The organism is Aliterella sp. E5.1 (assembly GCF_057473825.1).
Genome location: NZ_JBYCCV010000032.1, coordinates 18,669 through 39,929 on the forward strand (window position 1 = coordinate 18,669; position 21,261 = coordinate 39,929).

Consider the following 21,261-nt stretch of genomic DNA (forward strand, 5'->3'; position numbering starts at 1 on the left):
ATCTGCATCGCGGAGGATATCTCCTGCTTGCTGATACCTTGGGGCGCTCAAGGCAATGCCAATACTGGCGGTGGCAAATACTTCTTGTCCTTCAAGCTCGAAAGGTAAGGCTAGTGCTGCCTGGATGCGTTCGGCAATGCGGATTGTGTCGCTGACATCGGAAAGAGTTTCTAGTAAGATTGTAAATTCGTCTCCTCCTAAACGGGCAATGGTATCGGTAGGACGAAGGCAAGCTTCTAGTTTGCGGGCAAGGGAATCAGCAAGCGATCGCCAAGGGTATGTCCGAGGCTGTCATTGACAACTTTGAACTGATCTAAGTCAATAAAAAGTACCGCATATAAAGTATCTGGAAATTGTTTACCATGCTCAAAGGATTGTTCTAGGCGATCGCTAAACAAAGCTCGATTGGGTAAGTTTGTCAGTGCGTCATAGAAAGCACTGTAAGTTAACCAGCAATAGCCAAAAACCAAGTTACATCCCGCAGTTGCCGCAAGCGGGGGTTAATTCGCAGTTTGTACAGTAGTAGAGCGCAAGCCCCTCCGTACCCCAGTGTTGTAGTTAAATTCGAGATTAGTAGCGTATCCTAACTAAGGTTGCGTCCAGTGACAAAATAATTATGGACGAATGTATTTTAGAAATAGGGCAAGGATATATTTTCAGCCAAATGTAAAAATAAGAACGATATTAAGGGCTGAGGGCAGATACCAAACAGAGATTTCTGGCGCTGATTCAAAGGCTAGAGATACGGTGTCTAGAGTTGCCCATACAATTAGATAAATTGTTACTAGCCAGATGTAGCGCACAAACGACGGCGTACGCCGCCAAAATTTGAACAGTATCCGCGAAACTTGCCCGTTGCCCTCGTTTACTCCGAGCATACTAATACCTGCGTAATTATTAGCATATTAAGTTGTCGGGATTAATAGCAATAGTTAATCGACATCTAGAGATATTAATTAATTATTGTAAGTCCATGATTTAAAAAATATATTAAGTCTTTAGAGAGGCAGGTCAATAGCAGGGAAATTTTTTGCTGTCGATAGTTTTTATTTTGTACGGTTGTACGAGCGATCACTAACTATAAAATTTGGCAATAATAAACAAGTATCTTTTTTGCCAGAATTAAGCGATCGCTTAGAGAAACAATTTTTATTAGTTCAACGTAGCAACTTTGGCTTGTATTTGTTTATTTTTAGCTTAAACACTAGGCAAATTTAACATCGATCGCCCAATTATTTAATAGCTTGATATTCCCTTCAACAATCAGCAAACATATAAGTTTCTAGCATATCTAAAATATTCGTATCTTGTTCAAACTTCCTAGCAAAATGAAAACTACCATTAGTTATAGTTTCGTAATCCTTACTTGCTAGAGTACGAGGATGACCGCTCTCATTTTCAGTAAAATCAACATAGCGTTTATTATCATTATAAAGCTTGAAACTATGGTTATTAGCTAAGATGGTTTGAATAAAAGATTCATCAGGCACTAAAGTTTTTTTGTAGTAGTTGACAATACTCTTATTGTTATCCACAAAATCTTTTATGTACTCAACGCATTTTCTAGAAAGAGTATGCCACTGAGAACCGCCATAACATACAAAATTTTCATTAAAAGGTACTTTGTTTGCAGGTATTCCTATTGAGCAGCCATAGTAAACAGAAATTATAATTGGTGTAAATTGCTGAATTATCAATACCCTTAATAGAATTTTGTTACTCCAGTTAGGCAAGCGATAGTGCTGGCAAAAGTAGCGTTTTCTTGCCTCACTTTTTGACCAAGAGTCATGACTGAAAACATCACTATAATTTATAAATCCGTCGTAATCTGTTGTAGCCAGAAAACTTTCTATAGCTGAAAGAGGTTGAGTAGGATAGTCTTGACCAGAAAGATAAACTAGCCAATCGAAATCAGAATTGTTAGTAAATAACCAATCAATAGCTTGCAAATAAGGTTGCAATAAAGAAAAATCACCACGAACTCCTGGACGACTCATTTTAAATAAATGAACATTCGATAAATGTTGTAGAGGAGTTAAATCTAAATGACAGTTTTTAAAATCGTGACCAATTAAAACTTGAGCATTAGGACTTAGATGTTTGATTGTTTGTACAAGTCGATAAATTTGCTTAGGGTTTTTGTGAGTTTGGAGGAAGTAGCAAACTTTCATAGATCTCAGATTTTTGAATAACTACTATTTGAAGCAATAAATTTTGACATTATTTTTAATAACTGCCTCCAAAAACTATGTTTATTGCAAACTACAGTAATTAAAACACAATATATTTCAAGTTTCAATTTTTTCAGCAGAATGGAACGATTGCAGAGCGATCTCCGATTGGGGAAATTGGCGCTTCAACGCCGGAAAAACTGGGCAGGGCGCTCGATTATCCAAACCATTGGGTTTACTCCATGTAAAGGGCGCTTTTTGTGCCGCCGACATCCACAACAAGCGTTTTGCTCTAGTCATTGCTACATAAAGTAAACGAAATTCCTCAGCAGTTTTTAGTTGTTTTGCTTCCTCCCAAGCGCGATTGGTATTTGGGAGTGATGATTGTCCGTGGAGATGGGCGCGAATTTGAGCGCGGGCGACTTCTGCCAAACTAAACTCACCCAAAAAATGAGTTTGTGGCGGAACCCAGAAGCTACCAGGAATAATATTTTCATGCAAAAAAGGCAGAAATACATAGTCCCAGTCAAGCCCTTTAGCTTTGTGCATAGTAATAATTGTTATTTGACCGGGACGAGTAAAACGCTCCTCCAAATCATCAGTTTCTACAGGCTCAAACCTTTCAGAGCTAACAATTTCACCTAGTACTGTTAGCATGGCAGCAAGAGAACTATTACCTGCCGTCTGCTGAGCTACTCTTTCGGCTAATTTATCGGCGGTAGCAAGCTCAGCTTGGTCGTAGTTTAAAGTTAAAGCTAAAAAGGAAATAAGTTGATAAGGCGGCAATTCTAACCGAGCGCGGAGCAACTGACGGCACAAATTACGCGGTTTGATAGCAGCTTCTTTTTGGGGTGGATCGAGGGAAGCAGGATAGATAAATTGTTCGGGAAGTAAAGCTAAAGCATTGAGGTCTTGACGATCGATTAGCTGGCGTTGAACTAAGACAGCTAAAGCCGCTTTGAGATAGTCGGGAGAATGGGGGCGATCGAGAAATTGTAGCCAAGCTAAAATCTCCGCCGGGACGTGAGATCGGCGATCGCTCTCTGATACTTCATACAAACTAATTTCATGTTCTTGGCATAGGGGGGCAAGCTTTTCTGCTAACCACTGACCTTGTTTATTTTCTCTAACCAAAATCGCGCAAGAGTGATCGCGATGTTCAGTTAATAAACTAATTGCGCGATCGCCAATTAAACTAGCGGTATGGTGAATGTCGCGCGGCGTATAGAGTTCTAACCCTTTACCCCCAGGAGCGGGATTAGCCTCTGGCTGCGGATCGTCTGCGTCTACAGGTTGAATTTTTTGTACTCGAAAGGGGGCTTTGGTACTTTTATAAGTACGATTTACCCATTCCAAAGTAAAGTTAGCCGCATCAATAATAATTTTGCTACTGCGTCCGGCGCGATCCATAGTGGCTAACTGTCCTTGGAGATCGCATTGTTCGCAAAACTGGCGAAAATAAATCGGGTCAGCCGGGGTAAAAGTAGAATTTATTGCTTGATTGGGATCGCCGACGCGAATTAAATTTGTCGAGCGATCGCCATTGATGGCCAGAATTTTGAGTAACTTAGATTGTAGTTGGCTGGAGTCTTGCGCCTCATCTTCAAACACTGCAAAAACTTGGTTTTGTTCAATTTGACAAGCGCTGTCGTTTTCTAGCACCCGCAAAGCGCCTAAAATCATGTCGTCGTAGTCAATTAGATCGCGCGATCGCATGATGCTCTGATACTGCTCGTACAATCCAGAAGCGACTTCTAAAATCTCGTACTCATCATCAGATTGGCTGCTAATTTTGCGTAAGTCTGCGGGCAAAATTCCCGAACTTTTGGCTTCGTGGATGACACTATGAGCTAAAGCTGGTAATACTTCGGTACGCAATACCGATTGACGGCGCAAGCGCTCGGTTTCTTCTCCATCAAATTGCCGCCCTTGTAGTAATTTGGAGTAATGCCCTGGATGATTACCAATCCATTGTTCTACACAAGTACGAATTAGGCGATGGCTTTGGTTGGGGGTGATTAAGGTGGAATTATCTAGCTGCAACCCAGATAAATCGGGGTAACGGCTGGCAATATTTAACGCTAAACCATGCAAAGTATGGACGCTAAAACCTGCAGGCGGTAGGGATAGTTTTTTTTGCAAATAGTAGCGAATTTTGGCTTTAATATTTGCTGCTGCCGAACGAGTAAAAGTTACTACAATTAGTTGATTGCGGGAGTGAAGACTGTAACGAGCGATCGCAACGGCGGCGGCGGCTGCCATTCCGGTAGATTTTCCTGCCCCAGGGACGGCGGAAACTGCCATTTCTCCGCCTTGCCATTGTGCCATTTGTTGTTGTCCGGGACGGAGGCTATTTTCTATTTGATTGCAAGCTTCTTGCCGGAGAGTAGATAATTGGCTATTGACATATTCCCTGGCGCGATCGCCCAGAGGTTCTAACTCAGGTTTCATAGAAGACCGCTTGCTATTTCAAGTTACCTATATTGACGGTAGCAAGTTTTAACGTTTTGCTTATGCTAGAACCTTACTTGACTATGCCCAAAAGTTTTGCTGATTCTACTTGAGCAATTTTTTTAGATGCCAATATTCTATTTGCATAAATTCCGGGGTTTGTTTGAGCTATTTGGGTGTAGGATTGACGAACTTGAGTGTTAACTGCAACGGTTTTTACATCGTACATCTGCATTGTAAATCTAGGATATAAGCCAATGCCAACAATTAAAACGATAAAACTAGCGGCAATTGATAGTTCTCGCCAACTTGCATCTCTGTAAATCGCTTGAGTGGGAAGAACGCAATCCGTACCAAAACAAACTTCTTCATTTTCTTGATTTTGTTCTCTATCGTCATCAAGGTTACAGTTAAGTTCTGCACCAGTTCCGTAAAATACCTGTTTCAACATTGATAGTAGGTAAATTGGCGTGAGAATTACGCCAACGGCGGCAAGAAATACTGTCACTGTGCAGAATGTCGAACTGTATATATCGCTGGTTGTTACCCCAACAAATACCAAGATTTCACTAGCAAAACCGCTCATTCCGGGGAGTGCTAAAGATGCCATAGCACTAATTGTAAACAGTGCGAATACCTTGGGCATTACCTGACCAATTCCAGACATTTCACTCATTGCCATTGTTTTAGTGCGATCGTAGGTTACACCAGCCAAGAAGAATAATACTGATGCAATCAAACCATGAGAAATCATTTGTAACATCGCACCGTTAATACCAATATCAGTGAAGGATGCAATACCTAGCAATACAAAACCCATATGGGATACTGAGGAGTAAGCAAGACGACGTTTCATGTTTGTCTGGGCAAAGGAGTTTAACGCGCCGTAGATAATGTTAACTACGCCTAAAATTGCCAGCAACGGTGCAAAGTAAATGTGGGCGGCGGAGAGAAGTTCTAAATTCAGGCGAATTAATCCGTATCCGCCCATTTTTAAGAGTACGCCAGCTAATACCATCGATACAGGTGTGGAGGCTTCCCCGTGAGCATCTGGTAGCCAAGTATGCATTGGAAAAATCGCCAGTTTGACACCGAAGGCAATTATCAATCCCCCATATAAAAAGAGTTCTAAGGTTAGAGGATAATCTTTGAGGGCAAGTTGCGCGATATCAAAAGTTATATCACCACCCCCAGAGAATGCCATGCCCAAGGCAGCTACGAGGATAAAAATAGAAGCTGCGGCAGTATAAATAATAAACTTTGTAGCGGCGTAACGACGCTTTTTACCACCCCAAATACTAATAAGTAGATAAACTGGAACCAGTTCGACTTCCCACATGATAAAAAACAGTAGCAAGTCTTGGGCAACAAAAACTCCTATTTGCGCCGAATATAACAGCAACATCAGCATATAAAAGAGTTTGGGTCTGCGGTCAACTTGCCAAGCTGAAAAAATCGCTAGAGTTGTCACAAATCCAGCTAAAAGAACTAGAGGTGCTGACAACCCATCGACAGAAACAGCCCAGTTGAGACTCAAAGAAGGTATCCAAGCATAACTTTCTGCTAGTTGAAAAGTTGCGCTGCTTGGATCGTAGTTTTGCCAAAAGGCGTAGCATATCAAAACCAAATCTGCGATCGCAATACCTACTGCATACCACCGTACCCGCTTACCGTCTTTGTCAGGTAATACTGGAATTAGTAAGGCGGCTATAGCAGGTAGCAAAATTATTATAGTTAGCCAAGGAAATTGTACTGCCATTCCAGTTAACGAGTAAATATACTCATTGTATTCAATGACACTAGCTTACAATATTGTGTAAATAAATATTAATAGTTATTTAATTTAGATACTATTACTTCAAATAATGAATAATCGCAAATTACATTACTTAGCACTAGCTGGTGCGCTTTTTTTAGGTGCTATTTTGCGGTTGGGAAATTTGGACGGCAAATTTTTGTGGCTCGATGAAGTTATCACAGCTATCTTTAGTCTGGGACGCAACTACAATAACGTACCGTTGGAAGTAGTTTTTCCTCTGCATCAATTACAGCAAATTTTTACTTTTCAGCCAAAGGTTGGCTGCGATCGCATTGCTGAAAATATTGCCCTCCAATCTACTCATCCACCGCTATTTTTTTGCCTGCTGCATAGTTGGTTTGGTGTAGTTAATCCAATTTCGCCTAACTGGGTGTGGACTTTACGCGCATTTAGTGTTTTTTGGGGAGCAAGTGAAGTCGCGGCAATTTATTTACTTAATACTAAAGCTTTTTCCCCATCGGCGGGGCTAATGGCGGCGGTAATGATGGCAGTTTCTCCTTTTGGTGTCTACCTTTCTCAAGAAGCTCGTCATTACACTTTGCCTGTATTACTAATTACTTTAACCTTAATTGGACTAATTCAAATCCAGCAGGATCTTGTCAAGAAGCGCGTCAGGCTTGGCGTGTGGATATTTTGGGTGACGGTTAATACTATCGGGCAATACGTCCATTACTTTTTTATTCTGGCAATGGTTGCAGAAGTTGTGACTTTGTTAGGAGTAATGTACAAGCATCGGCGCAGTTTGCCTCGTTATAGTAAGATTGCTTTTATTCTGGCAATATTAGCGATTATTGTTGGTTTTATTCCTTGGCTACCCGTCTTAGTAAGTGATTTTACCCGCCCAGAAACTAGCTGGATACCTTCGCCTCACAATGTTGCACCGTTTTACCAAATCCTAGCTAGTTGGTTATTAATGATTGTGGCTTTACCTGTAGAAAATCAACCAATAAAAATAGCAATTTTGTCAGGTTTGGGGGTATTAATTTTTGGGGGTTGGGTACTATGGCTAAGTTTTAAAGGAATTAGGCATTTATGGCGACTTCCAAGCACTAATTTATCAACTTTTACCCTTGCTAGTTTTACGGTTGTAGTCTTGTTGGAATTTTTGGTTATTGTCTACTTTTTGGGCAAAGATATTACGATTACTCCGCGTTATAACTTTGTTTATTACCCAGCTTTTTTAGCTTTAGTAGCCGCCGGATTGAATAGGAATCTAGAGCGACTTGCTCAGACTTTTAGCTTAATTTTCCTTGGTTCGCTATTAAGCTGCATATTAGTTATTTTTAATTTTGCCTTTCAAAAACCCTACAATCCTCAGCAAGTTGCCCAAACAATCAATCAAGAACCTGCTATACCTTTGCTAGTTGTCATGGGATACAGAGACTATCAAAACGTAGCATTAGGTTTAAGCTTTGCCTTAGCCTTAGAAAAGGTAAGAAATTCGGGCGATTTTGTCTTTTTAGAGCGATCACCTAATAGTTACGAATCTGTATGGCAAAAACTAGCACTTGTCCCGCCATTAAAAGCCCCATTACTCAATTTGTGGGTAGTTGCTCCCGATTTAAGACGGCGAGAATATCCATCCCAGTTAGCGCTTTCTAGACATTCTTGCCTGATAGACTCCAAGCAGCATTACCGCATTGGCGTACCTTACCAACTATATAGATGCAAAAATTAGAGACACCCAAAAGTGTCCCTAATTTGCAAATTTTACTCGTCAATTTGCCAAACATCCTTGGTTATTTCTTCGTCCAAAATTTTCTTAGGACGAATTAGCACAATAACTCTACCTAGCAATTGCACGTCTGGCTCAGTTTCAAACCATTGCAATTCTATTTGACCAGAGTTATCGGTTATAAAATAACTATTTGCGTCCCACTCGCGCTCAGAACGATCTACTACTACTAATACAGGTTCTGTAGAAGTATTTGGTGCATCTGGTAAGAACTCACCGCTAGATAATATAACAATTGGATCTTCAGCTTTTAATACTACCTGCCATCCTGGTAATGTTACCCATGCTTGTTCTCCGGCAAACTTTATCATCCCAAAAGGTTTGATTTCTTCTACCATCGGTACAGCTTTGAAATCATTGCTACTCAAAGGCATTTCTCCAGCTACAGGGACAATTCGGGCTAATTCTTCATCGGTTTGCAGCCTGTAAAAGGGTAGCTTAGGAGCCGATCGCGCTTGGACAACGCTAAAATCCATTAATAAATGCTCAATTTGCTGCCTAGCACTAGGAGAATGAGCAAATTTCAAGCCTTTGGCAATTAAACGCGATCGCTCTTGCATATCGTTTTTTTGCCGAATCAAGCGCCAGTAGTAGTAAGCTACAGCATCGCCACGATGGTGAGTAAAGCCGTTAGGTAAGGAAGATAAACGGGAATAATCTTTAATGGCTCTAGCAACTTCACGCGCATCATCAATATTTAGTTGGTGAGTAACGACTAAATCCGCCGCCGCCGCGCGATCGCTATGAGTTAATAGACGCAATTCGTATAAAATATCGCTACCACGCCCTGTAAAATGCGATCGCACTTCCTCTGAGGCTCCAGATTTTTCTATAGAAGCATAAACTTGAGAACCTACAACGATCTGATTTTGCTGGATTGGCTCAAATCCTGTCGCTTCAAAAATAGTTTGCAGACTCAACCCAGATTTTTGTAATTTTGCACAAGAGAGTCCCCACTCTACCCAGCTACCTTGTTTTTGCCGCAAATTTCGGATTAGGGTTTCGCTTTCTTCGTTTGATAGCTCGTCGTCACTATTGACAGTATTAGGTGTTAGTTCAGTCATAATTTCAGCAAACAATTTTTTTAATTGGACGGACTAAACGTAGAACCCCTAAAAAGAAACCGGGGGTTAAATTTATTTTATGTTCGCTTATTTATTCTAGAACTACAGAAATGCGATCGCAATAATCCGTTATTAGATAGGAATTACATACCTAATCAACTCATGAGAAAATCATCCTAGCTCGCCTAGGGTTAAAACCCACTTGCTTATAGCTAAAGTCTACTAAAGTAGACTAAATAAATCTTTTGCAATAGGTTTAATGGAATCAACTGATATCCGCGCTATTTTCGATCGCATTGCTCCGGTTTACGACCAAATGAACGATCGCCTAAGTTTAGGTCAGCATCGTATTTGGAAGCAAATGACCGTAAAGTGGAGCAAAGCAAAGCCTGGTGATACTTGTTTAGACTCTTGTTGTGGTAGTGGAGACTTGGCTTTGCGCCTAGCGCGGCGAGTTGGGGCTACAGGTAAAGTATACGGCGCAGATTTTGCCGTAGCGCAACTAGAAGTAGCTAAACAACGCTCTTTAAAACAATTCCCTCATCCGCCAATAACTTGGGTAGAGGCGGATGCTCTAGATTTACCCTTTGCTGATAACTCTTTTGATGCTGCGACCATGGGCTATGGTTTAAGAAATGTTACAGATATTCCCCGCAGCCTCCAGGAATTGTATCGAGTTCTTAAGCCTGGTGCTACTGCTGCAATTTTGGACTTTCATCGTCCAACTAATACTTATTTGAGTAGTTTTCAGCAATGGTATTTGGATAATTTAGTTGTACCAATGGCGCAAAACTTGGGTTTAACTAAAGAATACGCCTACATTAGTCCTAGCTTAGACCGATTTCCTAACGGACGAGAACAAGTAGAGTTAGCCAACAATGCTGGTTTTTTATCCACCCATTACCCCATTGCCAACGATATGATGGGAGTGCTGGTAGTTAAAAAGGTGCGATCGCCTTTTATTTAGACTTCAATTGTCAAAAGCCTTTGCCGCAAACAACTACAGTCTTCTACCTGCTAGAGAATCTTACACATTAAAATCTTGCTTTGGACTGGTCTAATTTGTGGCTTTACGTTGCTCCACCTGTAGTAGGTGGAATTATTGGTTATTTCACTAATGATATAGCCATTAAAATGCTGTTTCGTCCTTACCGAGCGCTTTATATTGGTAAACGACGACTACCTTTTACTCCTGGCTTAATTCCTCGCAACCAAGAGCGTTTAGCCAAACGAGTCTCCGATACAATTATGGGTTCGCTGCTAACGCCCGATGAATTACAAAAACTGGCGCGGCGATTACTACAACCGGAAAGAGTCCAAGCGGGCATTCTGTGGCTATTAAAGCTTGCTCTAGAGCAGGTGCGGGTAGATAAAGAGCAAAAAAGTACCAAAATTGTCGCTGGTATCCTCAAAGACTTGGTAGGGCAATCTTTGCCACGTTTACTAAAAGTTTTAGCGCGGCGCGAGGACTTTTTAGAAACGCAAATTAATCAAATATTTGACCAAGTACTATTAGATTTTCAACTCAGCGAAGATCAAGCAACTAAGCTGGCTGATTGGCTATTGCAAGTAGTATTGCCACCGGATGCGATTAGACAGTTAATTATTGACTTTTTGACCGATCGCACGATTCAGTTAATCGATGAAGGATTTAGAGAAAAAGCAAGCGGTACTTACTGGGTAGTCGCTAATTTATTTGGTTTACGCAATACGCTAACTCGGTTACGGGCTTTTTGTTTGGATGAAAAAGAAGCAACCAACGAGCGATTAACAGAATTAATCAAATCGTTAGCAGTACGCGATCGCCTCAAAACCTGGTTGAGAAGTATATCCTTACAAAACTTGCCTGTTTCTACCGTGCGACAGCTAAGAAAAACCACCCGCGATACTATCCGGGGTTACGTGCAAACGCGCGGTATGGATTTTTTACAAGGGTTTAATGACTCTATTGATTGGGATAATACGGCTAACTTGCTACTCAATCGATTGAGAAATTCCGCCGCGCTAGGGAGTTCTCTTGAAGTTGTGAGTAAAGAACTAGCTTTACTATTAGAACGTTATCTAGAAAAAGATTTAGAGGCAATTGTTGCCCAAGCGATTCCTATTTTGTCCATTGACCAAGTAATTGTCGATCGTGTCAAGTCTACATCGGCGGCAGATTTGGAAAAGGCAATTGAAGGAATTGTCAAAAATGAATTGCAGGCGATCGTTAATTTGGGTGGTTTACTAGGGTTTGTAATTGGTTTATTACAAGTGGTGGTATTACTGCTGCAATAAGGGACACTAATTGAGTGTGTCCCTGTCATTTAGGAAGCAACAGCATAGCGAATTAGCTGAGAAATTCGCGATCGCAAAGTCTCTAAGCCCAAGCGATCGCGTGCAGCGATAAATACAGCTTGAGGAAATTCCTCTCTAGCAAGTTCTAATGTCTCGCTATCGGCGCAATCAATTTTGTTTAAAACCACTAACGCAGGTCCCGGAGTAATAGGCATTTCTGCCAAAATACTCATGACTGACCTAATTTGACTATGCCAAGCTGGATGAGACAAATCTGCGACGTGCAGCAAAGCATCGGCTTCGGTAACTTCTTCTAAAGTTGCCCGAAAAGAGTCCATTAACGACGCTGGCAATTCGTGGATAAATCCTACCGTATCTGTAAGCACAATCTGCTTAGGTCTACTTGTCACTGCGTCCGGTAGAAGCATCCGGCGGGTAGTAGGATCGAGAGTGGCAAATAATTGATCGGCAGTGTAAACTTCAGCATTAGTCAAAGCGTTTAACAGCGTTGATTTTCCAGCATTTGTATAACCAACGATCGCAATTGACGGTACTTCTTTGTGTTGGCGCTGCTGGCGTAACCGCGAACGATGAGCTTGCAGTTGATTTACTTCCGTTTGCAATCTACTAATTCGCCGGGCGATCGCTCGCCTTTCAGTTTCTAGTTTAGTTTCCCCAGGTCCGCGCGTTCCAATACCACCACCCAGCCTTGACATGGCTTGCCCTCTACCCGTCAATCGCGGCAGCATATATTCAAGTTGAGCGAGTTCTACTTGCAGTTTTCCGGCTCTAGATTGGGCGCGTTGAGCAAAGATATCTAAAATTACTTCTGTACGATCTACAACTCTAATCCCTATTTGGATTTCCAAGTTACGCACCTGCGCCGGGGAAAGATCGCGATCAAAGACAATTAGATTTGCTCCCAAAGTTTGGGCTGTTAAAGCAATTTCTTGAACTTTTCCCTCGCCAACTACGGTTTGGGGATGAGGACGCGATCGCTTTTGCTGTACTACTTGCAATACTTCCCCCCCCGCGGTATTTACCAAGCGTTCTAATTCAGCTACGGTATCTTTAAATTGTTGGGGTGTGATGCCATCAGTAAGCATTCCTACCAATAAAACGCGATCGCGATCGCTATCTACTTTTTGAGCGACAAACTCTTGCTGAAACCGCCCTTCTATTTCGTCTACTAAGTCAATAAAATCTTGATTAACAACAATATCTAGGCTCAATGGTGGCGATACATTCCATTTTGAACTGTCTTCGGGGGTGAGGTTAGCAATATAAGCTTCTTTGACATAACCTGTCGCACCGCCGCCGCGTCTCTCAAAGCCTGAGCCTGTAACGTTTAGGACGATTAAACTATCTAATCGCTGGAGCGCCATCGCCGTTAAAGTAGCTTCGCTTGGCGGTTCGGCTTTTAGTTGGGTAGTTATACACCTAATCCCGCTTAATCTTTCCGCACCATAACGGGGCAATTCTAGGGGGGGAATTTGGGTTTGACGGGGCGTACCAACACCTACACGAATTGCCTGTCCCCGGCGATTGAAATAGGTGCATATAGGCTGATTGATTTCGGTGCTAATGGCAGCGAGTCTTTGGGCAAATTCTGGCGTAGTCAAGCGATCACCTGGTAGTCGCTGATGATAAAGTTTCTGTAATTGTTTGATTTGGCTAGATTTTAGCCCTTGAAGGTTTCCGTATATAGTTTCTATAAGCGTTTTAACCAGTAAATGGTTCCCAAATCCAATAATTCTATTTTACAAAATTGCGTTGCTTTGAGTAACTTTCTGGCTAGATTTTAGAAGGCGATCGCACCAAGTTTGATATTTTGCTTGCAATTCCTCATTTAGCCAGGACTGATATTGAGGATAAACAGGTAAACGCGGTACGAGTTTCCAGGAATCTAATATTTTTGCTAAGTATTGAGAGTGCAAATGCGGATAATTGGGGTTAACTTCGTCTTTAATGCCAATCCCGCCCAAATCTCTAGCTCCCGCTTCTAAACAGGCAAGTAATAAGCTGGGATATACAACTAAATTGGGCGGAATCTGAATGGCGATATCTGGTGGTAAAATTTGCCTAGCTATAGCGATCACTTTTGGCAACTGCTGTAAGTCAAAACCTGGTGCAGCTAACTCTTGCTGACTTCCGGGGCTATGAGGCTGTAAAATAACTTCTTGGATATGACCGTAGCGTTGATGAAGGTGTGCGACTTCTTCTAAAGTTTCTCTCCAATTTGCGATCGTTTCCCCAATCCCTAACAGCAACCCCGTTGTAAAAGGAATTTGTAATTCTCCCGCCCATTCTAATTGTTGTAATCGTACTTCTGGAATTTTACTCGGTGCGTGTTGATGTACAGTTTGCAATAATTTGGGTGTTAACTGCTCTAACATCAATCCCATCGATACATTGACAGCTTTTAATTTAGCCATCTCTGTAAAGCTCAAAATGCCTGCATTAGTATGAGGCAAAAATCCCAGGGAAAGAGCAAGAGCGCATAGATCGTAAATTAGTTTAAACCATACTTGACGGCGGGGTGAATTGGGATGAACTTCACCGCTTAGAATCAAAATCTCGCAAATTCCTTGACTTTGGAGCAGTAATAGCTGTTTTTTTGCTGTATCCAAACTCAGCCAGTCGCTTTTACCGGGATCTGTACGAAAGTTGCAGTATGTACAGCGATTGAAACACTCGTAGGTCGGGACTATTGTATGAGCAGGGCTATAGGTGACAAGCTTAGACATTTTTAACGAGATCGCACTAAATAACCACAGCGCTGTTCTCCATTAATTATCCAATGGGTACGCTCGACGGTACAATCTGGCAATATTTGAGCAAACATCTCTAATTCATGTCCGCAAATTCCCGGAAAAGACTCTGCAACGTTAGAAATAGCGCAGTTGTGTTCGGTCATGATAAAACCGTCGCTAGACTCTAAAGAATGACACTCTGCCATAAAACCCTCAGCTTTTCTGAGCTCTACAAGTTTAGCTACGCGATTTTCTAAAGAACCATTACCCAATTTTTCGCGGTATTCTATGGCTTTACGCTGCCATTGCTTGCTCAAAATTTGACTAACTTGCTCTGCTCCTACAGTTTCGGATAAAGTTCCTAGGAGGGAGACAGCAAAAGCACTATAGTTTTGACTTGTAGACTTGTTTAAACTTTCGCGCCCTTTATTGCTAATTTTGTAAGCGTGTTGAGGACGACCCATTTGCTGAGACTTCGGGCTGTACGAAATTAATTCTTGATTAGCTAAATCTTTCAAGTGGCGGCGCACTGCTTGCTGACTAATTTCTAGCTTTGTTGCCAATTCTTGAGCGGTGGCTGAAGAATGCTGCCCTAGATATTGCAGAATGTCTTGCTTGGTGGAGGGCTGCTGTGCGATCGCCATCTTTTTCCCAAAAAAATTTCACTTTGACAACATACCTGTTGTTAATGTAGCTTAAAATGGAGATACATTAAACAACAAATGTGTTGCTTTAATCGTACTATATAGTGAAAGCCATTTACAAAAATGGCGACTTCCCGTCTGCCACCTTAAAGAGAAAGAAGTTAGTGGTTTATCCGCTAACAAACAAGATTCATTAGAGAACGCGAGAGAACACTACTGATGAGTGCAACTGTCAAAACGTTAGTTAACCAACCCTACAAGTACGGTTTTATCACCGACATTGAGGCAGACACGATTCCTCGTGGTCTCAGTGAAGATGTAGTTCGCTTGATTTCGGCGAAAAAAGAAGAACCGGAATTTATGTTAGAGTTTCGGCTCAAAGCCTATCGTCAATGGCTGAGAATGACCGAACCTACTTGGCCCAATGTCAAGTATCCAACTATTGATTATCAAAATATTATTTATTACTCTGCTCCCAAGCAGAAAGCCAAGCTCAACAGCTTAGAGGAAGTTGATCCCACGCTTTTAGAAACCTTTGAAAAGCTAGGAATCTCTTTATCCGAGCAAAAACGTCTATCCAACGTTGCGGTAGATGCAATTTTTGATAGCGTTTCTGTAGCTACCACCTTCAAAGAAAAACTAGCTAAAGATGGCGTAATTTTCTGCTCAATTTCCGAAGCCTTGAAAGAACATCCCGAATTGGTGCAGAAGTATCTAGGGAGCGTTGTCCCCGCCGCCGACAACTATTTTGCAGCTTTAAACGGTGCTGTATTTAGCGATGGCTCTTTTGTTTACATTCCCAAAAATACTAAGTGTCCAATGGAGCTATCCACCTATTTCCGCATCAATAGCGGCGATACTGGGCAGTTTGAGCGGACATTAATTGTCGCTGAGGAAGGAAGTTCAGTTTCGTATCTAGAGGGCTGTACAGCCCCCATGTACGACACAAACCAGCTACACGCGGCGGTAGTAGAATTAGTAGCTTTGGACAATGCGGAGATCAAATACTCTACGGTTCAAAACTGGTACGCTGGCGACGAAAATGGCAAAGGTGGAATTTATAACTTTGTTACCAAGCGGGGATTGTGTCAGGGAGTCAATTCTAAGATTTCTTGGACGCAAGTAGAAACAGGTTCAGCGATTACTTGGAAGTATCCTAGTTGCGTACTTGTAGGCGACAACTCCGTAGGTGAATTTTACTCTGTAGCGCTAACCAATCACAAACAGCAAGCAGATACTGGAACAAAAATGATCCACGTGGGTAAAAATACTCGCAGCACGATTATTTCTAAGGGAATTTCGGCGGGTGGCTCATCCAATAGCTATCGCGGGTTAGTAAAAATTAACCCGAAAGCTGAAGGAGCGCGGAATTATTCCCAATGCGACTCGATGCTGATTGGCGATAATGCTAGTGCGAATACTTTTCCGTACATTCAGGTACAAAATCCGGCGGCAAAGGTAGAACATGAAGCGTCTACTTCCAAAATCGGCGAAGATCAATTATTTTACTTCTCTCAACGGGGTATTTCCGCAGAAGATGCAATTTCAATGATGATTAGCGGCTTCTGTAAGGATGTATTTAATCAATTACCAATGGAATTTGCTGTAGAAGCAGATAGGTTGTTGAGTCTGAAGTTAGAAGGAAGTGTAGGTTAATTTGAAAGGCAGGTGAAAAGCCTGCCTTTTAAACGAAAGGTAACAGGGAAGAATAGAAAGAATGATTGTTGAAAATAGCGATGTTTTGCTGTCAGTAAGAGATTTGACGGCTCAAGTAGATGGTAATTCGATTTTGAAGGGTGTGAATCTGGAAGTAAAAGCCGGAGAGATTCATGCAATTATGGGCCCAAACGGTTCGGGTAAAAGCACTTTTTCTAAGGTTTTAGCTGGACATCCGGCTTATGACGTGACTGCTGGAGAAGTAACTTTTCAAGGCGAAAAGTTGCTAGAAATGGAGGCGGAAGAACGTGCGAGAGCGGGTGTATTTCTCGCGTTTCAGTACCCGTTAGAGATTCCAGGAGTAAGTAACTTGGACTTTTTGCGCGTGGCTTACAATTCTCGCCGCAAACAGCAGGGTTTAGAAGAATTAGATTCTTTTGATTTTGATGAATTGGTGCAAGAGAAGCTAGAAATTGTCAAAATGAATCCAGCTTTTCTTAGTCGTAGCGTGAATGAAGGTTTCTCTGGCGGAGAGAAAAAGCGCAACGAAATTCTGCAGATGGCAGTATTAGAGCCGAAAGTAGCAATTTTAGACGAGACAGATTCAGGATTAGATATTGATGCGCTGAAAATTGTTGCTAATGGTGTCAATCAGTTGGCAAGTCCTGATAATGCGACGATTTTAATTACTCACTACCAACGTTTGCTAAATTATATTGTCCCGGATTACGTTCATGTGATGGCAGAAGGGCGCATTATTAAGAGTGGCGGTAAAGAGTTGGCGTTGGAATTAGAATCACGTGGTTATGAGTGGGTGCTAGAGCAAGCGGTAACGGAGGTAGGGTAAGTATGCAGTTACTTAGCAATCTTGAGCTAAAAGATAGAGATGCTTATCTCAGCGACTTATTAAGGCAGTGTCAGGCACAAAAAATCGCGGTACTAGAGCCAGAATTAGTATTATTGTTGCAGGAATTGCGCGAGCGCACTTCTCCTCTAATCCATCTTGCCACCTTACCCACAACGCGAGACGAAGAATGGCGTTTCACTGATTTATCGGCTCTGCGTCAACTAAAGTTTAGCGAGAATCCTGCACCGCAAATAGATATTTCATCGTCAATTTTGCCGGAAGCTGCAAATAGCCGTTTAGTATTTGTCAATAGCGTTTACAATCCCCAATTATCGGCAGTTGCAGATTTACCCGATGGTATTACAGTTAGTAATTTAGCTGGTTTACCAATAGCTCATCGCTCTCGAATCAAAAAATATCTAGCGCAGCAACAAGGTGCGTCAGAAGTTTTTACAGCCTTAAATACTTCTGGTATAAGTGATGTAGCGATTGTATGGGTAGGCAAAAATGTTGTAGTCGATACTCCTATTCATCTGTCATTTGTTTCTACAAGCGAACAACCAATCATTTCTCAGCCGCGTTGCTTGCTAGTGGCGGAATCTGGTAGTAAGGTGACGGTAATTGAAGAATACAAAAACGCTGCAAACGCCGACAAATCGGTTTACTTTACCAATTCCGTTACGGAAATTTGGGTAGAGGAGAATGCTGAAGTTAGCCATACTAGAATTGAGCAGGAAAGTTTAGAGGCTGTTCATATCGGTAAAACGGCGGTTTCTCAAGCCCGTGATAGTCGCTATACTTGCTACGCGGTGAGTCTTGGCGGTAAACTGTCGCGTCACAATTTAGAAGTATTCCAAGCTGGCGAACAAACGGATACTAATTTATTTGGATTAACCGCACTTTCTGGTAATCAAATCGGCGATACTCATAGTGCGATCGCTCTTAATTATCCTCATGGTACGACCAATCAGTTACATAAGTGTATTGTCTCAGATCGGGCGCATGGCGTTTTTAACGGCAAAGTTTTTGTCCCTAAACCTGCTCAATTAACTAATGCAGCGCAGTTAAATCGCAATTTATTACTGTCTTCGAGAGCAAGAATTGATACTAAGCCTCAGTTAGAGATTACGGCGGATAATGTCAAATGTTCTCACGGTGCAACGGTAAGTCAGTTAGAAGATGATGAGATTTTCTACTTACAAAGTCGCGGTATAAATGCCAGCGATGCCCGTAACCTTTTAGTTAATGCTTTTGCGGCGGAAATTATCAATCAATTGCCAATAAATTCGTTGCGCGAAAGTTTAAATGCTGCTGTTAAGTCTTTTTCCACAGTTAGAAAATAAGTAAATTCATTATTTATCAAAAATGACAGTTACTAAAGAAAAAACTCTTGCCGATTTAGTCCGCGCTGACTTTCCAATTTTGCACCAAAAAGTCAACGAACAGCCTTTGGTGTATTTGGATAACGCCGCTACTTCGCAAAAGCCAATTCAAGTTTTAAATGCTTTACGCGACTATTACGAGCAATATAATTCTAATGTTCATCGGGGCGTACATACTCTTAGCGCCAAAGCTACCGATGCTTACGAAGGTTCGCGAGATAAAATTGCAGCTTTTGTAAATGCAGCTTCTCGTCAAGAAATTGTTTTTACTCGGAATGCAACGGAGGCTATTAATTTAGTTGCTTATAGTTGGGGTACTAGCAATTTAAACGCTGGCGATGAGATTATTCTGTCGGTGATGGAACACCACAGCAATTTAATTCCTTGGCAATTGTTGGCACAAAAAACTGGAGCGCTGCTAAAGTTTGTTGAATTAACAGAAACGGAAGAATTTAATTTAGAACAGTTTAAAACTCTAGTTTCCGACAAAACAAAATTAGTCTCAGTTGTTCATGTTTCCAACACTTTAGGCTGTATTAATCCTGTTCAAGAAATTACCGCAATTGCTCATAAGCACGGCGCGAAGGTATTAATTGATGCTTGCCAAAGCGTCCCTCATATGCCTATCGACGTACAGAAGTTAGATTGCGACTGGCTAGTTGCTTCTGGTCATAAAATGTGCGCTCCTACAGGTATTGGCTTCTTGTATGGCAAGCTAAAATTACTGCGCTCTATGCCTCCATTTTTGGGCGGTGGCGAGATGATTGCCGATGTATACCTAGACCATGCTACCTATGCAGATTTGCCTCATAAATTTGAAGCAGGTACGCCAGCTATTGCCGAAGCGATCGCATTAGGAGCAGCAGTAGATTATCTTAGTAATATTGGTATGGATAAGATCTATACCTATGAAGCCGAATTAACCGGATATTTATTTGAGCAACTAGCTCAAATTCCCCAAATTCGCACCTATGGTCCTTTACCGAAAGTAGCAGGTTTGGGTAGAGCCGCTCTTGCTTCTTTTACGGCGGGAGATGTGCATCCACATGACTTATCTACCATGTTAGATGAAGCTGGGGTAGCGATTCGTGCGGGACATCATTGTACTCAACCATTGCATCGTTACTTAAAAGCGCAATCTACCGCACGAGCTAGTTTATCTTTTTACAATACTCGTGCCGAAATTGATGTTTTTATTACTGCTTTGAAAGAAGCCGTAGAGTTTTTTGGTAGCATTTTTTAGAGAAGTTTACAGGGTGAGCAATGCTTACCCTAATTATTCCACTTTGTAAGATGATTGCTACTTCAATTCCTGCTGAGCAACGTACAGTATTACAAAATATTAGCTGGGAAACTTTTGAAACCTTGTTGACAGAAACAGGTGAGCATAGGGGTTCGAGGTTTGCTTATGACTGTGGGATTTTAGAAATTATGTCCCCATTGATTGAGCATGAAAGCTATAAAAGTATTTTTGGTAACTTAGTTGTTGTATTAGCAGAAGAATTAGGAATTGAAATTAAAAGTGCTGGTTCTACAAGTTTGAAGCTCAAATCAGAGAATCGTGGAATAGAACCGGATAATTGTTACTACATTCAAAATGAACGGGCTTTTAGAGGTAAACAAACCCTAAATTTAGATACAGATTTACCGCCAGATTTAGCAATTGAAATTGACATTACTAATAGTTCTGTAAATAAGCTAGGCATTTATTCTGCTTTGGGTGTGCTAGAAATTTGGATATATAACGGGCGGATTTTACATTTTTATCAGCTAGTAGAAAAGCAATATGTTGAACGCAAACTTAGTGGTGCTTTTCCGCTAGTATCAGCAACGGAAATGAACCAATTTATTGAACAAAGTAAAACTACTGGAGAAATTGCTTTAATAAAATTATTTCGGGCTTGGGTAAGAAATAAGGCTGTATAGCTAAGTATTAACAAATTTAGGCTAATTATTTGTACCTCTTGACAAAAGTATGATTATATGCAATGGTTGAAATACACCGAGCTAAGGCACAAATTTCGCGTTACAAAATGCGATCGCATCAACCTTGAGCAAGACCAATAATTGTTGGATGTGTGCTGCAATTTCATGTCTTTGAGGCTTTTCTAAGTCTTGTAAAACGTGAGATTGCAATACAAATTCAGCAGTAACAGGCGGTTATTTGCTAAATAATTGATGCTATCCCTGATTCAAGAATTCTAGCAACATAAACTATTCCATTATTTAGGGAGTAGTGGCTTTGTTGTAGCAACTTAGAGTAGCGCTATGTGTGCTTTTTGCGTGGTGTTCAACCCTCGTAAAAAAGATGCTATGAACTCTAAAACTAAGCGTAATACCAATTCTTTATGAAGCTGCGCTAAATAAAGCTTCAAGGATGAAATTGTAAGAAGTGAGAGAAGCAATCGTCTCAGGAGTGATGGCAAGGAGTGCATCAGTTAACTTCTGCTGTAGTTGTGGGA

At 41.4% G+C, this 21,261-nt stretch carries 17 protein-coding genes and 1 pseudogene; 8 read left to right on the plus strand and 10 right to left on the minus strand.

The features are described from left to right. Positions 1–33: 33 nt before the first annotated feature. From AC2VE5_RS12715 to AC2VE5_RS12735, 5 genes and pseudogenes are all read right to left on the minus strand, one after another. Positions 34–470, minus strand: a pseudogene (locus AC2VE5_RS12715) (diguanylate cyclase domain-containing protein); the annotation flags it as partial. A 186-nt stretch (positions 471–656) separates the two neighbouring features. Beyond that, entirely contained in the window at positions 657–878 is a 222-nt protein-coding gene (locus tag AC2VE5_RS12720) for a hypothetical protein (protein WP_486888113.1), read from the minus strand. A gap of 378 nt (positions 879–1,256) precedes the next feature. Then, positions 1,257–2,171, minus strand: coding sequence for a beta-1,6-N-acetylglucosaminyltransferase (locus AC2VE5_RS12725; protein ID WP_486888114.1), 915 nt, complete (start codon positions 2,169–2,171; stop codon positions 1,257–1,259). Between the two features lie 117 nt (positions 2,172–2,288). After that, the gene (locus tag AC2VE5_RS12730; protein WP_486888115.1) at positions 2,289–4,622 is read right to left on the minus strand and encodes an ATP-dependent helicase; all 2,334 of its coding nucleotides are present in this window, start codon (positions 4,620–4,622) and stop codon (positions 2,289–2,291) included. 73 nt (positions 4,623–4,695) lie between these two features. Further along, positions 4,696–6,381 (minus strand): NAD(P)H-quinone oxidoreductase subunit 4, encoded by a 1,686-nt coding sequence (locus tag AC2VE5_RS12735; protein WP_486888116.1) that lies wholly within the window; start codon positions 6,379–6,381, stop codon positions 4,696–4,698. Between the two features lie 106 nt (positions 6,382–6,487). Between AC2VE5_RS12735 and AC2VE5_RS12740 the strand changes: the two genes are divergently transcribed. Continuing rightward, positions 6,488–8,119 carry a glycosyltransferase family 39 protein gene (locus tag AC2VE5_RS12740; RefSeq protein ID WP_486888117.1) on the plus strand — a complete coding sequence of 544 codons (1,632 nt, stop codon included), beginning with the start codon at positions 6,488–6,490 and terminating at the stop codon, positions 8,117–8,119. Between the two features lie 32 nt (positions 8,120–8,151). On the opposite strand, the gene AC2VE5_RS12745 is transcribed toward AC2VE5_RS12740, so the two are convergent. Further along, positions 8,152–9,240 (minus strand): RuBisCO accumulation factor 1, encoded by a 1,089-nt coding sequence (locus tag AC2VE5_RS12745; RefSeq protein WP_486888118.1) that lies wholly within the window; start codon positions 9,238–9,240, stop codon positions 8,152–8,154. Between the two features lie 259 nt (positions 9,241–9,499). Between AC2VE5_RS12745 and ubiE the strand changes: the two genes are divergently transcribed. Both ubiE and AC2VE5_RS12755 read left to right on the plus strand, forming a co-directional pair. Continuing rightward, the gene (gene ubiE / locus AC2VE5_RS12750; RefSeq protein ID WP_486888119.1) at positions 9,500–10,207 is read left to right on the plus strand and encodes a bifunctional demethylmenaquinone methyltransferase/2-methoxy-6-polyprenyl-1,4-benzoquinol methylase UbiE; all 708 of its coding nucleotides are present in this window, start codon (positions 9,500–9,502) and stop codon (positions 10,205–10,207) included. Positions 10,208–10,287: 80 nt separating this feature from the next. Then, the gene (locus AC2VE5_RS12755) at positions 10,288–11,517 is read left to right on the plus strand and encodes a DUF445 domain-containing protein (RefSeq protein WP_486888120.1); all 1,230 of its coding nucleotides are present in this window, start codon (positions 10,288–10,290) and stop codon (positions 11,515–11,517) included. Between the two features lie 29 nt (positions 11,518–11,546). Here the strand turns inward: AC2VE5_RS12755 and hflX are convergent, their stop codons facing one another. The 3 genes from hflX to sufR are packed head-to-tail and all read right to left on the minus strand — an operon-like array spanning position 11,547 to position 14,914. Beyond that, complete coding sequence (hflX, locus tag AC2VE5_RS12760; RefSeq protein ID WP_486888131.1) at positions 11,547–13,232, minus strand: GTPase HflX; 1,686 nt, start codon at positions 13,230–13,232, stop codon at positions 11,547–11,549. 45 nt (positions 13,233–13,277) lie between these two features. Continuing rightward, complete coding sequence (cofG, locus tag AC2VE5_RS12765) at positions 13,278–14,264, minus strand: 7,8-didemethyl-8-hydroxy-5-deazariboflavin synthase subunit CofG (RefSeq protein WP_486888121.1); 987 nt, start codon at positions 14,262–14,264, stop codon at positions 13,278–13,280. Between the two features lie 2 nt (positions 14,265–14,266). Beyond that, positions 14,267–14,914, minus strand: coding sequence for an iron-sulfur cluster biosynthesis transcriptional regulator SufR (sufR, locus tag AC2VE5_RS12770; RefSeq protein WP_486888122.1), 648 nt, complete (start codon positions 14,912–14,914; stop codon positions 14,267–14,269). A 219-nt stretch (positions 14,915–15,133) separates the two neighbouring features. Between sufR and sufB the strand changes: the two genes are divergently transcribed. The 5 genes from sufB (at position 15,134) to AC2VE5_RS12795 (ending at position 20,725) form a co-directional block, all read left to right on the plus strand. Then, on the plus strand, positions 15,134–16,570 hold the full coding sequence (gene sufB / locus AC2VE5_RS12775) for a Fe-S cluster assembly protein SufB (protein WP_486888123.1): 1,437 nt from the start codon (positions 15,134–15,136) through the stop codon (positions 16,568–16,570). Positions 16,571–16,631: 61 nt separating this feature from the next. Further along, positions 16,632–17,417, plus strand: coding sequence for a Fe-S cluster assembly ATPase SufC (sufC, locus tag AC2VE5_RS12780; protein ID WP_486888124.1), 786 nt, complete (start codon positions 16,632–16,634; stop codon positions 17,415–17,417). 2 nt (positions 17,418–17,419) lie between these two features. Then, positions 17,420–18,760 carry a Fe-S cluster assembly protein SufD gene (sufD, locus tag AC2VE5_RS12785; RefSeq protein WP_486888125.1) on the plus strand — a complete coding sequence of 447 codons (1,341 nt, stop codon included), beginning with the start codon at positions 17,420–17,422 and terminating at the stop codon, positions 18,758–18,760. Between the two features lie 22 nt (positions 18,761–18,782). After that, on the plus strand, positions 18,783–20,042 hold the full coding sequence (locus tag AC2VE5_RS12790) for a SufS family cysteine desulfurase (protein WP_486888126.1): 1,260 nt from the start codon (positions 18,783–18,785) through the stop codon (positions 20,040–20,042). Between the two features lie 50 nt (positions 20,043–20,092). Beyond that, positions 20,093–20,725, plus strand: a complete 633-nt coding sequence (locus AC2VE5_RS12795) for a Uma2 family endonuclease (protein WP_486888132.1) — start codon at positions 20,093–20,095, stop codon at positions 20,723–20,725. Positions 20,726–20,806: 81 nt separating this feature from the next. On the opposite strand, the gene AC2VE5_RS12800 is transcribed toward AC2VE5_RS12795, so the two are convergent. Then, on the minus strand, positions 20,807–20,935 hold the full coding sequence (locus tag AC2VE5_RS12800) for a hypothetical protein (protein ID WP_486888127.1): 129 nt from the start codon (positions 20,933–20,935) through the stop codon (positions 20,807–20,809). Positions 20,936–21,261: the final 326 nt, after the last annotated feature.

Excerpts from the sequence above, each read along its gene's own strand:
- AC2VE5_RS12720 (WP_486888113.1), bottom strand. The coding sequence starts at position 878 with ATGCTCGGAGTAAACGAGGGCAACGGGCAAGTTTCGCGGATACTGTTC.
- AC2VE5_RS12725 (WP_486888114.1), bottom strand. The coding sequence starts at position 2,171 with ATGAAAGTTTGCTACTTCCTCCAAACTCACAAAAACCCTAAGCAAATT.
- AC2VE5_RS12730 (WP_486888115.1), bottom strand. The coding sequence starts at position 4,622 with ATGAAACCTGAGTTAGAACCTCTGGGCGATCGCGCCAGGGAATATGTC.
- AC2VE5_RS12735 (WP_486888116.1), bottom strand. The coding sequence starts at position 6,381 with ATGGCAGTACAATTTCCTTGGCTAACTATAATAATTTTGCTACCTGCT.
- AC2VE5_RS12740 (WP_486888117.1), top strand. The coding sequence starts at position 6,488 with ATGAATAATCGCAAATTACATTACTTAGCACTAGCTGGTGCGCTTTTT.
- AC2VE5_RS12745 (WP_486888118.1), bottom strand. The coding sequence starts at position 9,240 with ATGACTGAACTAACACCTAATACTGTCAATAGTGACGACGAGCTATCA.
- ubiE (WP_486888119.1), top strand. The coding sequence starts at position 9,500 with ATGGAATCAACTGATATCCGCGCTATTTTCGATCGCATTGCTCCGGTT.
- cofG (WP_486888121.1), bottom strand. The coding sequence starts at position 14,264 with ATGTCTAAGCTTGTCACCTATAGCCCTGCTCATACAATAGTCCCGACC.
- sufR (WP_486888122.1), bottom strand. The coding sequence starts at position 14,914 with ATGGCGATCGCACAGCAGCCCTCCACCAAGCAAGACATTCTGCAATAT.
- sufB (WP_486888123.1), top strand. The coding sequence starts at position 15,134 with ATGAGTGCAACTGTCAAAACGTTAGTTAACCAACCCTACAAGTACGGT.
- sufC (WP_486888124.1), top strand. The coding sequence starts at position 16,632 with ATGATTGTTGAAAATAGCGATGTTTTGCTGTCAGTAAGAGATTTGACG.
- sufD (WP_486888125.1), top strand. The coding sequence starts at position 17,420 with ATGCAGTTACTTAGCAATCTTGAGCTAAAAGATAGAGATGCTTATCTC.
- AC2VE5_RS12790 (WP_486888126.1), top strand. The coding sequence starts at position 18,783 with ATGACAGTTACTAAAGAAAAAACTCTTGCCGATTTAGTCCGCGCTGAC.
- AC2VE5_RS12795 (WP_486888132.1), top strand. The coding sequence starts at position 20,093 with ATGATTGCTACTTCAATTCCTGCTGAGCAACGTACAGTATTACAAAAT.